This is a genomic window from Brevibacterium permense (assembly GCF_013280495.1).
Classification (GTDB): domain Bacteria; phylum Actinomycetota; class Actinomycetes; order Actinomycetales; family Brevibacteriaceae; genus Brevibacterium; species Brevibacterium permense.
Genome location: NZ_JABSSX010000007.1, coordinates 79704 through 93398, shown reverse-complemented (window position 1 = coordinate 93398; position 13695 = coordinate 79704). Strand labels below are relative to the sequence as shown.

Sequence of the window (13695 nt, the reverse complement as noted above, 5' to 3'; positions counted from 1 at the left end):
CCACACGCTGCCGCCCGCGGTGAGTCATCGACTTCTGATCAGCGCATCGAGTTCAATCCCGATGACCTGATCAGAAGTCGATGCGACCAGGGACGAAACTCGATGACACTTGCCGTCGGCCCCCTCTCGTACAAGGCCGGCCACATTGCGTCCGGTCGGCCTAAGCCCGGGCCTCGTCGAGTTCGTAGCTGGGTTCGTGGCGCTTGACGAGCTTGATGACCCGGTAGGTCACGGGCAGGAAGATGATCTCGACGGCGACCTTGTAGACGAAGCCGACGATGATGTAGTTGAGGAAGTCGAGCCCCGGGATGACACCGGCGAAGGCGATGATGCAGAACAGAAGCGTGTCGACGAACTCGCCGACACCGGTCGACGTGAGCAGCCGCACCCACAGCTTCGACTCGCCCATGCGCTTCTTCACCGCCACGAGCACCCACGAATTGAGCAGCTGGCCGACGAAGTAGCCGACGAGGGAAGCCGCGACGATGCGTGGGTAGAAGCCGAGCACGGCGGCGAAGGCGTCCTGGTTCTCGTAACCGGGCCCCGGAGGCGAGATGAGTACGAGCCAGAAGACGAAAGTGGCCAGAATCTGCAGAGCGAATCCGGTGATCACGGCCTTGCGAGCGGCTTTGAAGCCGTACACCTCGCTGATCACATCGCCGAGGATGTACGCGATGGGGAAGAGGAACGCGCCGCCGTCGGTGACGATCGGACCGAAGCCGATGACCTTCGTTGCCGAGATGTTCGAGATGATGAGCACCGCGCAGAACACGGCGAGGAAGACCGCGTAGTAGCGGCCCCGGGAGGAAGCGAAAGCTGCGAATCGTGCAGCCGAGGTGGTGGTGTGCGCCGGACCGGTGGTGCGATCCGGCTGCCCAGACTCTGCTTCGGAACGTCCGGACTCGGCCTCAGGCCTCTTCTGCGACAACGGTGATTTCCTTCCCTCCGGTGACCGCGAGCAGCTGCTCGTACGTCAGAGGCACCATCGAATTCGGTGTCCCCGCGCCGGCCCAGAGAACAGGATAGTCCTTCAGCGACACATCGACATAGGTGGGAATCGGCGCCGGGTGCCCGCAGGGAGCGACCCCGCCGATGACCTGCCCGGTGGCCTCGCGGACGAGTTCCTTCGACGCCCGGTCGAGGGAGTCGACGCCGATGAGTTCGGCGACATGTGCGGTGTCGACCCGGTGGGCGCCCGAGGCCATGATGAGCACGGGGTCGCCGTCGGAGGAGAAGATGAGGCTGTTCGCGATCGCCCCGACCTCGATGCCCAGCGCTTCGGCCGCCGCGGCCGCCGTCGGCGTCGAACCGTCGAAGATCTCGATGCGCGGATCGATGCCCGCAGCCGCGAGATCAGCGGCGACCGCCTCGTGGTTGGGGTGGTCCCACTTCGCCGAGGCGACTCCGGACTCGGTCTCGGTCGTTTCCTCCTCGTCCTCCCCGTCGACCTCGGTGACGGGTTCCGCGAGGCCGCGACGACGCAGCAGGGGCGCGACGTCAGGGCGGGTGCCGAAGAAGCGTTCGATCGCCGACATCGGATCGACCGAGTAGCCGGGGGCGAGGATGGCTTCACGGAAGGCGTCTCCGGCCTCGCGGTTGAGGCCGCCCTGGGATTCGAACCATTCGCTCACCCAGGCGGCGATGACCTCGGAGTAGAGGTAGGAGTAGTAGCCGGCGGCATAGCCGGAGGCGAAGATGTGCCCGAAGTAGGTCGACCGGTAACGCGGCGGCACGAGTGGCGAGAAGCCGGCGGCGGCGAGCACCTCGGATTCGAAGGACAGCACATCGGTGATGTGCTCGCCGGCCTCGAGCGAATGCCACGACAGGTCGAGCATCGCGGCGGCGAGGTATTCGATGGTGTCGAAGCCCTGCCCGAACTTCTCGCTGGCGATGAGGGCGTCGACGAGTTGGGCCGGCATCGGCTCACCCGTGTCGACGTGTTTGGCGAAGTGGGGGAGGACCTGCGGGTGGAAGCGCCACATCTCGTTGAGCTGCGAGGGGAATTCGACGTAGTCGCGGGGGACCGCGGTGCCCGCCGTCGACGGGTACGTCGAGTTCGCGAAGAGCCCGTGTAGGACGTGGCCGAATTCGTGGAAGAACGTCGTCAGCTCGGTCGGGTTGAGCAGAGTGGGCCGGCCCGGTCCGGGCTTGGCGAGATTCAGCGAGAGGGTGACGACCGGCAGCAGACCGGTCAGCCGGGAGGCGGGAACCAGCTGGTCCATCCAGGCTCCGCCGCGTTTCGTGTCCCGGGCGTAGGGGTCGATGAGGACGAGGCCCAGGGGGCGTTCGGTGACGTCGGTGACCTCATAGGCGCGCACGTCCTCATGCCAGGCGGTGACGCCGTCATAGGGGGCGAAGGTGACGCCGTAGAGTCCGGTGGCCGCGCGGAAGACACCCTCGGTGAGCACGGTGTCGAACTCGAAGTACTTGGCCACCTCGTCTGAGTCGATGCCGAATTCGTCGGCCCGGTACTTCGCGAGGTAGTACTTCACGTCCTCGGGCGCGACGTCGTCGAGTCCGTAGCGGTCCCGAACCAGGCCGAGCTCCTCGTCGAGCTGAGCCTTGGCGGGGTTGATCAGGGAGGACACGATATCTGCAGCGGCGTCCGGATTGCCGGCGGTCTGATTGTCGATGGCGAAGGACGAGAACGAAGGGTATCCGAGCAGATGCGCCTTCAGCGCACGCAGCGCCGTGGTGTCGGCGACCTGGGTGCGGGTGTCGCCGTCGCCGCCGCGGGACCCGCGGGCCATCGAATTATTCAGCACATGCCGGCGCGTCTGTGCTGTGTCCAGGGATTCGAGGACGAGCTGCTGGGTGAAGTTGTTCAGCGGCAGCAGGTAGCCGTCGACGCCGCGTTCGGCGGCACGATTCGCCGCTGCCGCGATCTGATCGTCGTTCATCCCGGCCAGGGATTCGGCTTCGCTGAGGTGGACGGCCAATTCGCGCGTATCGAGCTGCAGCGCGCGGGAGAACGAGTTCTCCAATGTGGTCAGTTCGGCCGCGATCGTGGCCATCTGCTCGCGTTCGTCCTCGCCGAGGCGGGCTCCCGCACGCACGAACTGATCGATGGTCAGCTCCTGCTGACGCTTGTCCTCGGGGTTGAGGTCGGAGACCGAGACCTGTTCGATGCGGTGGAAGAGGTCGACGTTAAGCAGGATCTCGGTCTCGGTGGCCGACAGGAGTTCCCAGGTCTCGGAGACGGCGTCGGTGAGCTCGGGGCGCAGATGATTCGATTCGATGGCTGCCGCGACGGAGGCGATGCGGGTCATCGGCACGGACGCGGATTCGAATCTCACAGTGGTGGAGAAGAACGTGGACTCGGCGTCGTCGGCGATGATGGCAGCCACCTCGGCGCGAGCGAAATCGGTCGCCGTGCGAACCGCGGTCAACAGCGTCTTCGGGGTGACTGCGGCGAAGTCGGGCAGCGAATAGTCGGTCTGCGGGTCGAGGAACGCTTCCCAGACATCGATGCTGTTCGGATCTGCGCTCATTCTCGACGATTCACTTTCTTAGCGGTTGAGGGTTCGCTCTGATCCTAACGTGAGTCGACCGTCCAGTGCATGATCGCTGGTTACACTGGTTTCCATGGGCACTGGGCAGGGCAAGTCCCTCACACTCAACAGCGCGTTCCGGCTCGGTTTCACCGGAGCCTTGGGCGTGGGGCTGGCGATCCTGGTGATGACGGCGCTGCAGTCCGTGGCGACCGTGATCATCTACATCGGTCTGGCGCTGTTCCTCGCTCTCGGGCTCGAACCGATCGTCCAGTGGTTCGTCGACCGCAAGGTGCCGCGGTCGCTGTCGGTGCTCATCGTCGTCGTGGCCTTCATCCTCATCGTCGTCGGCGTCGCACTGCTCATCGCCCCGGCAGTAATCAGTCAGATCCAGACGTTCGTCGCGGATCTGCCCGGGATCGTGGCGAACCTTGCCACGACCGGGTGGGTGACGGAGCTCGAGGAGCAATTCACCGGCGCGATCGACATCGATGCGGTGTTCGCCAACATCTCGGAGTGGGCCTCGGATCCGAAGAATGTGCTGTCCCTCGGCGGCGGCGTCGTCTCGATCGGGGCGGGGATCTTGAGCTTTCTCACCGGCGTGATCATCGTCGTCATCCTCACCATCTACTTCGCCGTGTCCATGCCGACGATCAGATCCGCGATGTTCTCCCTGGTCGCGGCCTCATCGCGACCGACGGTCGAATCCGTCACCGAGGAGGTCACCCGATCCATCGGACGCTACGTCCTCGGTCAGGTGTCCTTGGGCGTCATCAACGGCGTATGCTCGGCAATCTTCCTCACCATCATCGGCGCCCCGCTGCCGGCGCTGTTGGCGTTCGTGGCGTTCCTCGCCTCGCTCATTCCCCTGGTCGGTCCGATCACCGGTGCGATCATCATCACCGCGTCCTGCCTGATGGTCTCGCCCGGGCTGGGCATCACAGCCGGAATCTACTACCTCGTGTACATGCAGGTCGAGGCGTATCTGCTCAGCCCGCGGATCATGAACAAGGCCGTCGACGTGCCCGGTGCACTCGTCATCATCGCCGCGATCGCCGGCGGAACCCTCGGAGGCGTGCTCGGTGCGGTGGTCGCGGTGCCGGTGGCCGCCTCGGCGCTCATCATCATCCGCAAGGTCGTCGTCCCGGCGCAGGCGAAGAAGTAGGAGCGGCGGGCCGACTGTCAGTCGTGGTCGTCGTGGTGGTCTGAACCGATCCGGGTGACGAGGGCGTGGATGATGAGCTTGACGATGAAGTATGTGCCGAAATAGCCGACTGCTGCGACGACGAGTGTGACGAGCAGGTTGGACTCCCCGGTGCCGACCACTGACAGTGTGGCGAACACCGTGACGGTGATCGCCGCGAGATACGGGATCAGTCGGAGGACGGGGGATTCGGGCTCGCTCATGGGGCTGAGTCTAGCAACGGGGCACCGGAGCATCGACGTGGAGTCTAGGGTGGAGCCCATGACTGAAACGGGCCGTAGAGCCGGGGCGTAGAGCCTGACGACCGCATCGACATCTTCTCGGATTCCTGCCGACGATATGCGACTTCTCGCTGGCAGGGTGCCACCTGCGAACTCCCTCAACGGCTATTGTCCGCGCCTGGGTTCCGGCTTAGGGTGAGAAGGACACAGACATATCCGCTCCGCGCCTCCGAGCGGCATCGGACGAGGCGCATGATGCGGGTGGATGGACCCACACGAAGGAGTGTCATGGCAGTCTGGTCAGCGCCCGGTACCGACGGGCGCACTCGTCACGGTCAGGCTCCGCTATGGGAACTACACCGGGGGAGAGTGGGTGCCGCCGTGAGAACCACAAGATGATGCTCGACCACTACCAGCAGACGAAGAACCTGCTGGTCCGCTACTCCGAAAATGCTTAAGGATTCTTCTGATGAGTGAAACAGCCGAAACTGCCGCTCTCGAATCGACACCGACGATCGAGGGCGAAGAGAAATCGCGAGTGGCGATGACTGAGGCCGCCATCGACCTGCTGACCAGCCTCGTCGACAAACACGGCCAGCTCATGTTCCACCAGTCCGGTGGCTGCTGTGACGGCTCGTCGCCCATGTGCTTCCCCGAAGGCGACTTCCTCACCTCGGAAGCCGATGTGCTGCTCGGTCACTTCGACCTGCCCATCGACGATGCTGAGAAGGCCGGACTGGACTTCTGGATGTCGACGGAGCAGTTCGAGTACTGGAAGCACACGCATCTGACGATCGATGTGGTGCCGGGACGGGGGAGCGGCTTCAGCGTCGAATCACCGACGGGAAACCGCTTCATCATCCGCTCGACGCTCATGGACGTCGGCTGAGCCGAGGCGCGACCGGGGAACCGGCGCGGTTATCGCTCGATTGTGTGGTCGATCCACGGTGTTCTGATCGCAGAAAACGCCGTGGATCGACCACACAATCGATGCCGCAGAACGCGTGTAGCCACCGCGCCTGCGAGAAGAGGTCACTTCCCGGCGTTCAGCTGCTCCGGCTCGCCGAGGGAGAGCATCAGCCGGTTCGCCCAGTTGAAGAAGGCGGCACAGCTGAGTGCGTCGATGATGTCGCCGTCGCCCAGACCCGCCGCACGCAGCTGCTCGACGTGTGCGACGCCGAAGGTCTGCGGGGTCAGGGTCAGCGCCACGGAGGCATCGACGACGGCGTCCCACACCTGATCACAGAGGTGGCTCTTCGCGCCGATTCCTTCGTCGAGGAGGCGCTGGACGACGTCCCGACGCCCGGATTCCTCGCTGGCCCGATCCGCGTGGACCGACGCACAGAACAGGCACCCGTTGAGCCGCGAGGCCGCGGTCGCGGCGAGTTCGCGTTCGGCGCGGCCGAGCCCGTCGGTGGTGTTGAAGAAGATGTCGAAGTCGGTCAGGGTCCGTGCCTTGAGTGCGGCAGGATCCCTCGCCAGCAGCCGGAAGTACGGGTTCTTCGCCCGTCCTGCCTCGATGAGGGCATCCCGTTGGTCATCGCTGAGGTCCGCCTCGGCGACGGGAGCGATCCACGGCACCCACCCGAGCCCGCCCCGCTGGAACAGCTCGGGACGATTGAGGCTCGGGTACGTCTTCACCCGGTCCCCGACGGACTGCAGTGCGTCGTCCACCTTCGCCGAGGCGTGGCTGTCGTCGGCATCGTCCGTCTCGTTCGCGGATTCGCCTTCCGACCGATCCGCCTGGTGCGGTTGGGCATCCGCGGTCGCGGAGGCCGCATCGGTGAGTGCGGCGAGTCCGGTGCTGATGCGGATCTGGAAGTTGAGGAACGACACGAGCTGAGCGAGGGTGACGATGCCGTCCTCGTCCCATCCCGCCTCGAGCAGAAGCGCGAGGTGACCCGGGCGGCTGTCGCGCGGATGGAGGACGAGAAGATGAGCGAATTCGAGTCCTGCCGTCAGCTTCTCACCGAGTCGCGCCGCCGTCGCCTCGGCGGCAGTCAGCCACGGCCCGGGGGCGTTCTCTTCGGCCAACGCCGCGGATTCGAAGATTCCGTAGGGACCAGCGGTGCCGGCAGGCGAGGTCGCCTCGTCGAGGAGTTCGGCGACCGCCCAGGACACGGACTCGTCTTCGTCGCGCAGGAGATCACGGTAGAACTCCTCGGCCCGCGCGGAACCGAGCAGACCCGCGGTGAACGCGGCGATCGCATATCGGTCGCGGAAGCTCACGTTCTTCGGATCAGCGGGTTCGAGCAGAGCTTCGAAACTCAGCTGCGCGTTCTCCTTCGCCTGCGCCCGGTGGTCGCGCAGCTCATCGAGAGGATCGTTCGCCGCGATTCCGGCGAGGAGGTTGATGATATCGGCCATCTCAGCGCACCTTCTCCTTGGTCACAGACAATCCGAGCGCCGGAGCCACCTCGGTGGCCAGCAGCTCGATCGACCGCAGAGTGGTCTCGTTCGTGGCCGGAACCGAGTGCACCTGGAAGCTGACATCGGTGGCCCGGTCGAGGACGCGGTCGTGACGCAGCCCCTCGACCACCTGCTCGGGCGTGCCGAGGTAGGTGTCGGTGGCGATGAGGAGCTCATCGAGACTCAGCCCAGAGGTGTCATAGCCGACGAGTCGGTCGGCCTCGGCCCGCAGCGCCGGTTCGGTGATCTCGCGCAGCCGGGGCAGATCCTCGGTATCGGCGACCACGGCGGTACGAGAGGCGAGGATGCGCGGTTCGGCCCCCTCAGGCAGCTGGGAGAGATAGGTGTCGATGACCGGCAGCTGAACCTCATCGAGAGGTGCCGACGGGTTGTCCTTGGGCCGTGGCTGTGTCCGCGAGAGCATGAGTCCGTCACCGGCGGCGCCTGCCGCACCGGCCCCGCCGGCGGAGAACGTCGCCTGCCACAGTCGTCGCTCGAGGCTCGGACGCTGCCCATCGGGAGCGGGGTAGAGGCCATGGTCGGTGGGCAGCCGGTCGCCTGAGAACAGTGTGCGCAGGGTCGCGAGATTGTCGGCGAAGACTTCACGACGCTCATCGAAGCTCGTGCCGAAGGCGGGGAACGACTTCGGGTTCCCGCCCGAGCCCAAACCGATCTCGAGGCGACCGCCGGAGAGTTCGTCGAGGACGGCGGCGTCTTCGGCCACGCGGACGGCATTCTCCATCGGCAGGGTGATGATCGCGGTGCCCAGAGAGATTCGGGTGGTGCGGGCGGCGGCGTGGGAGAGGAAGACGAGCGGGGACGGCAGCCCGCCCTCGGCCGCGGAGAAGTGATGCTGGGCGACCCAGGCCGAATGGAAGCCGAAGTCCTCGGCTGCCTCGATCTGTTCGAGGGCGAAGCGATAGCGGTCCGCGGCCGGGGCATCTTCGAGCAGGCGGGTGAAGAATCCGAGCTTCGGTCCGGTCGTCCGGGTGTCGGTGGGTTGCGGGGTCATGGTTCTCAGCTTTCTGCTGCTGCGGTGAGCAGGGTAGGGGTTGCCGGTCGATTGTTCGCAGGCGCTGAGGCGACCGACAGCGTCGCGGGACGGGGGATCGCCTCAAGCAGAGTGCGGGTATAGGCGGAGCGTGGGCGAGTGAAGATCTCTTCGGTCGCGCCGTCGTCGACGAGGTGTCCGTGCGACATCACGGACACCGTATCAGCGATCTGGCGGACGACGGCGAGGTCGTGGGTGATGAAGACGTAGGTCAGACCGAGCTCCCGCTGCAGCTCGTCGAGCAGTGTGAGGATCTGCGCCTGCACGGTCACGTCGAGAGCCGAGACCGCCTCGTCGAAGACGACGAGTTCGGGTTCGACGATGAGGGCGCGGGCTATCGCCACCCGCTGCAGCTGACCGCCGGAGAGTTCGGCGGGGCGCCGATCGAGGAAGTCGGCGGGCAGCGCCACCCGGTCCATCGCCTCGGTGACGAGCCGTGGCCGGGAGGCGCGATCGCCGAGGCGGAAGTTGCGCAGAGGCTCCGTCAGGGTCGACCGGATCGAATGCTTGGGATCGAGAGCGGAGAACGGGTTCTGATGGACGAGCTGCACGGTGCGCCGGAACTCCCGCAGCCGCTGCCGTGAGGGACGACCGCGTCCGAGCTCTGCAGCATCGAAGTCACCGATGCGCACATGCCCGGACTGCGGGGTGAGGAACCCGGTCAGCGCCTTGCCCGTGGTCGTCTTGCCCGACCCGGACTCGCCGACGAGACCGTGCGTGGTCCCGCGCGCCACAGTGAAGTCCACCCCCTCGATGCCGGTGATCCGATCATCCGTACGGTCGAAGACATGGGTGAGAGATTCGACGGAGACGAACGGGTCTGTGGACTCCGTGGTCGCCTCGGCGCGGACAGATCGTGCCTTCGTCTGCAGTGCGGGAGCGTCGGCGATGAGACGGGTGGTGTAATCGGTGGCCGGGTCGGAGAAGACCCGTCCGGCCGGCCCCGATTCGACGATGCGCCCGCCCTGCATGACCACGACCTCGTCGGCGCGTTCGCCGGCGACGGCGAGATCGTGGGTGATGAAGAGGATGCCCATCCCGGTCTCGGCGCGCAGTTCGTCGAGGAGGTCAAGGACCTGCTTCTGGACGGTGACGTCGAGGGCGGAGGTGGGTTCGTCGGCGATGAGCAGGCGCGGGCGCAGCGCGATGGCGGCGGCGATGAGCACACGCTGTCGCATCCCACCGGAGAGCTCATGCGGGAACTGGTCGGCCCGCTTCTCCGGCTGGTCGATGCCGACCCGGTCCAGCAACTCGATGACCTGGGCGCGAGCCTCGGCGCGGCCCGCTCGACGGTGGATACGCAGCGCCTCGGCGACGGATTTCCCGACCGTCTGCAGCGGATTGAGCGAGGACCCCGGATCCTGTGGGACGTAGCCGATCTGAGATCCGCGCACACCGCGCCAACCGGAGGTGCCCAGGCTGAGCAGATCAACTTCGCCGAGGCGGATCCGCCCGGCCGCGACCCTGGCCGAGGAGGGGAGGAGGCCGATGAGGGCGTTCGCCGTCGTCGACTTCCCCGAACCGGATTCCCCGACCACGGCGGTCATCGAACCGGGATGGACCACGAGATCGAGCTCGCTCACGGCCGGTGCCGCGGAGCCGCCTCGGTGGGAGTAGTCGACGGACAGGCCGTCGATGCGCAGCAGTGAGGAGTCGGTCATGATGTCACCTTTCGCAGGGTGTTGCCGATCTGGTGGGTGGTGAGCACGATGGCCATGACCACGAGGCCGGGCAGCACGGTCAGCCACCAGGCGGTGGCGACGAAATTGCGGCCTTCGGCGATGATGAGTCCCCATTCCGGGGTGGGCGGCGGGGTGCCATAGCCGAGGAACCCGAGCGTGGAGATCTGGAGGATCGCCGAACCGACCTGGAGGACCGCCAGCGAGAGCACGGGAGAGATCGAATTCGGGAGGATATGGCGAGCGAGGACGGAGAAGAAGGTGCCGCCGGAACCGTAGGCCGCGGCCACGAAGTCGCTCGTACTGATCTGCACCGCCTGTGACCTGGCGAGACGCGCAAACTGGGCGATGGCGGTGACGCCGACGGCGATGGCCGCGTTGATCGTGCCGAAGCCGAGGACCACGACGATCGAAAGGCTGAGCAGGATCGCGGGGATGGACAGCAGCACATCGATCAGGCGCATGAGCACATCGTCGATGAGTCCGCGCCGGGTGCCGGCGATGAGCCCGATCGTGGTGCCGACGATCAGCCCGACCCCGACAGCCACGAGCGCGGCCAACAGGGATTGGGAGGCGCCGTAGACGACTCGGGTGAAGGCATCCCTGCCGGTCTGGTCGGTGCCGAACCAATGCTCGAGACTCGGTGCCAGCAGGGCAGGGGTATCTCCGCCGTCGTTGGGGTCGAAGTGGGTGAAGAGGCCGGGAGCCAGCGCCCAGGCGACGGCGATGAGCAGAACCAGAGCGGAGACGATGGTCGCCGGGGAGAGCGCGGCGCGGGCCCGGCCGCCGCGTGCGCGCCGGGTCTCAGTGCCCTGGCCGCGGGTGAAGACGATGCTCACGAGTTCTTCTCCTTCGTCTCGTCATTCCAGTCGAGGTCGACGCCGACGCTGGCAGCGGATGCCGTGAGAGCGCGACGTGCCGGTTCATCGTGGATGCGCAGGGCCCTGCCCGCCGAGGCGGAGCTGGGTTTCGTGCGCAGCCGGACGTCGATGACAGGGTAGAGGAGGTCGACTGCGAGGTTGATGATGACGTAGCCGAAGGTGGCGATGACCACGACGGCCAGCAGGATCGGATTGTCCCGGTGAGTGACCGCTTGGGCGGTGATGAGTCCGATGCCGTTGCGGCCGAACACGGTCTCGGTGACCACTGCGCCGGCGACGAGTTCTCCGAAGACGAGGCCGATGATCGTCAGCCCCGGCAGCACCGCATTGCGGGCGACGGTGTGGACGAGGATCCACAGTTCGGAGGCGCCCTTCGCGGTGGTGACCTTGACGAATCCGGAGGCCTGCACCTCGGTGATGGAGCGGATGAGCACCTGGGCGATCGGGGCCGAGAGCGGAACCGCCACGGTCAGGGTCGGCAGCACGAGCGCCTCGGCGGGGCCGGGATCGACGACGGAGACGACGCCGAGCTGGAAGGAGAATACCTGTATGAGCAGGATTCCGAGCCAGAACACCGGGATCGAGATGAAGAGACTGGGCACCGAGTCGAGGACCAGGCGCACCCGAGCAGTCGGCCCGGTGGACGGTCCGAAGGTGGCGAAGACGGCGATGATCACGGCGAGGACGAGGGCGGTGACGAACCCGGAGGCCGCGAGGACTGCGGTCGACGGCAGAGCCGCAGCGATGATCGTAGACACGGCCGCACCGGTCTGGACCGAATAGCCGAAGTCGCCAGTGAGGAACCCGGTGAGGCTGAGGACGTAACGCGACCACCAGGAGTCGTCGGCGCCGGTGGCCTCACGGATCTCGGCGATCTGGTCATTGGACAGACCCAGGGCGGGATCGGCGAAGCGGGCAGTGACGCCGTCGCCGGGGATGAGGCTGAGCAGGATGAACGCCGCGGTGAACGCGAGCAGCAGCACGAGGATCGCTTGGCCCAGGCGCAGGATGAGGTAGCGGGTGTCGAGGATCATTTCTCTCCTGCCAGCCAGGTGCTGTAGAAGTCGGGCCGTCCCACGGGTTCGGTGGCGAAGCCGTGGACGCGGCGGCGGAAGGCGAAGACCTGCGGCTCTTCGAAGAACGGCAGCACATAGGCCTGGTCGACGAGGTAGTTCTGGACAGCCTCGGCGGCTTTTTGGCGCTTCTCCTGGTTCGATTCGGATGCCAGCGTCTCGAGGAGTTCGTCGACCTTCGCATCGATCGAATCGTCGTCGGCGTCGGGGCGGTCGGCTCCGTTGAGGAAGACATCGCGGTTGCGTGAGGAGTAGTTCGAGCGCAGGTTGTCGAAGTCGGCGCGGGCGACCATGGAATGGTAGATCTGCACGGTGTCGAGTTCGAGGGCGTCGAGGGTCTGCTTGGATTGGTCGCCGGGATTGATCGACAGGCGTACGCCCACACGGCGCAGCTGCTGTTGGATGAGGGTCTGGACCTCGTTCGACCGCGGCTGCGGCAGGGCGATATTCACCGTCAGCGCCAACGGCTTGCCGTCCTTGACGCGGTAGCCCTGTCCGTTGCGCTCGCTCCACCCGGCCTCATCGAGGAGGCGGTTCGCCTTGTCCGGGTCGAAGTCCCACGACCCCGACTGGTCGACATACCCCATGGCGCCCTTGGCCAGCAGACCGGTGGCCAGGGGGTAGTTCGGGGTGAAGAGCTTGTCGACGATCTCTTGGCGATCGATGGCGGCGATGAGCGCTCGCCGGACGTCGATTTCGGCAAGAAGGTCGTGGCGGAACCGGAAGTTGATGCTGTTGTTGATTCCGTTCGTCGCCTTCGCATAGAGACGCAGCCCCTGCTCGGTGACACGGGACTCGTCCGGAGCCTGGACGTCGCGGACGCCGTCTGCCTGTCCGGAGAGCACGGCTCCGATGCGCACGGAGTATTCGTTGTTGGTCAGATAGTCGATGCCGTCGAGATGGGCTCGGCCCTGGTGCTTCAGATGCGGGGGAGCCCAGTCGTAGTCTTCGCGGGCACGGACGGAGAGCTTTGTGCCGATGGTCTCGGCCGTGATGTGGAAGGGCCCGCAGGTGTGGATCTGCGTGGCTCCGCCCGGGCCGAAGCCTGCGGCGTCGAGGTCGAGAGTGGAATCGGCGAGCAGTCCTGCGTTCATCGTCGACGTCGCCTGTGCGAAACCGGGGGAGGGGGCGGAGAAGTGGAACCGAACCCGATGCTCGTCGAGGACTTCGCTGCGCTCGTAGTTCGAGATCTGTTCGGACACCGGCAGCGTGCGTGCTTCGTCGCCGCGGCCGAAGAGGTCGAAGTTCTTCGCCACATTCTCAGGAGTCAGCGGCGAACCGTCCGAATAGGTCACGCCCTCACGGATGGTGAATGTGTAGGTCGTGGAATCGGCATTCGTCTCCGGAAGTTCGGTGGCCAGCCACGGATGAAGCTCGAGGGTCTTCGGATCCTGCCACAACAGGCGTGCGGAGATGTTGTTCATGATCCCGCCGTTGGGGTAGAAGCCGACCGACGGCGGGTAGAGCAGGGTCCACGTCTGGGGTTCGAAGTAGGTGAGCACTCCGCCGCGGACGGGTTCGCCCTCGGCCAGCGAACCGGAATCGTGGGGTGTGCAGGCGCTGAGGGTGAGCAGAGTGCCGAAACCGAGACCGAGGCTGAGGACCGAGCGTCGGTCGAGGCGGCGCTGAGTCAGACTCGCGGAGACGGAGAGACGGTCTGTCATCGAAGAGGTCCTTCGGGCAAGT

Annotated in this window: 11 protein-coding genes; 2 read left to right on the top strand and 9 right to left on the bottom strand. The window is 66.0% G+C overall.

Translation table 11 applies throughout. The annotated features are described in order from the left end of the window. Positions 1-160: 160 nt before the first annotated feature. A complete protein-coding gene (locus HK353_RS11345) occupies positions 161-928 on the bottom strand; it encodes a queuosine precursor transporter (RefSeq protein WP_173156201.1) in 768 nt (255 codons plus the stop codon). Beyond that, positions 909-3491: a M3 family metallopeptidase gene (locus HK353_RS11340; RefSeq protein ID WP_173156199.1), complete on the bottom strand. Its 2583-nt coding sequence runs from the start codon at positions 3489-3491 to the stop codon at positions 909-911. Before HK353_RS11340 ends, HK353_RS11345 begins: the two co-directional genes overlap by 20 nt. Positions 3492-3585: 94 nt before the next feature. Between HK353_RS11340 and HK353_RS11335 the strand changes: the two genes are divergently transcribed. After that, positions 3586-4656 carry an AI-2E family transporter gene (locus HK353_RS11335; RefSeq protein ID WP_173156197.1) on the top strand — a complete coding sequence of 357 codons (1071 nt, stop codon included), beginning with the start codon at positions 3586-3588 and terminating at the stop codon, positions 4654-4656. A 17-nt stretch (positions 4657-4673) separates the two neighbouring features. Here HK353_RS11335 and HK353_RS11330 read toward each other — a convergent pair whose 3' ends face one another. Continuing rightward, complete coding sequence (locus tag HK353_RS11330) at positions 4674-4898, bottom strand: hypothetical protein (protein ID WP_139469332.1); 225 nt, start codon at positions 4896-4898, stop codon at positions 4674-4676. Between the two features lie 487 nt (positions 4899-5385). On the opposite strand from HK353_RS11330, the gene HK353_RS11325 reads away from it, so the two are divergent. Next, positions 5386-5805 (top strand): DUF779 domain-containing protein, encoded by a 420-nt coding sequence (locus tag HK353_RS11325; protein ID WP_173156195.1) that lies wholly within the window; start codon positions 5386-5388, stop codon positions 5803-5805. Positions 5806-5948: 143 nt separating this feature from the next. Here HK353_RS11325 and HK353_RS11320 read toward each other — a convergent pair whose 3' ends face one another. Genes HK353_RS11320 through HK353_RS11295 form a run of 6 tightly spaced genes read right to left on the bottom strand, consistent with a single transcriptional unit; the run spans position 5949 to position 13673 of the window. After that, positions 5949-7283: an alkylhydroperoxidase domain protein gene (locus HK353_RS11320; protein ID WP_173156193.1), complete on the bottom strand. Its 1335-nt coding sequence runs from the start codon at positions 7281-7283 to the stop codon at positions 5949-5951. A 1-nt stretch (position 7284) separates the two neighbouring features. Then, the gene (locus HK353_RS11315; protein ID WP_173156191.1) at positions 7285-8337 is read right to left on the bottom strand and encodes a putative FMN-dependent luciferase-like monooxygenase; all 1053 of its coding nucleotides are present in this window, start codon (positions 8335-8337) and stop codon (positions 7285-7287) included. 5 nt (positions 8338-8342) lie between these two features. Continuing rightward, a complete protein-coding gene (locus HK353_RS11310; RefSeq protein WP_173156189.1) occupies positions 8343-10037 on the bottom strand; it encodes a dipeptide ABC transporter ATP-binding protein in 1695 nt (564 codons plus the stop codon). Beyond that, the gene (locus HK353_RS11305) at positions 10034-10894 is read right to left on the bottom strand and encodes an ABC transporter permease (RefSeq protein WP_173156187.1); all 861 of its coding nucleotides are present in this window, start codon (positions 10892-10894) and stop codon (positions 10034-10036) included. Before HK353_RS11305 ends, HK353_RS11310 begins: the two co-directional genes overlap by 4 nt. After that, the gene (locus HK353_RS11300; RefSeq protein ID WP_173156185.1) at positions 10891-11970 is read right to left on the bottom strand and encodes an ABC transporter permease; all 1080 of its coding nucleotides are present in this window, start codon (positions 11968-11970) and stop codon (positions 10891-10893) included. The genes HK353_RS11305 and HK353_RS11300 overlap by 4 nt, the downstream gene beginning before the upstream one ends. Then, positions 11967-13673 (bottom strand): TIGR04028 family ABC transporter substrate-binding protein, encoded by a 1707-nt coding sequence (locus HK353_RS11295; RefSeq protein WP_173156183.1) that lies wholly within the window; start codon positions 13671-13673, stop codon positions 11967-11969. The genes HK353_RS11300 and HK353_RS11295 overlap by 4 nt, the downstream gene beginning before the upstream one ends. Positions 13674-13695: the final 22 nt, after the last annotated feature.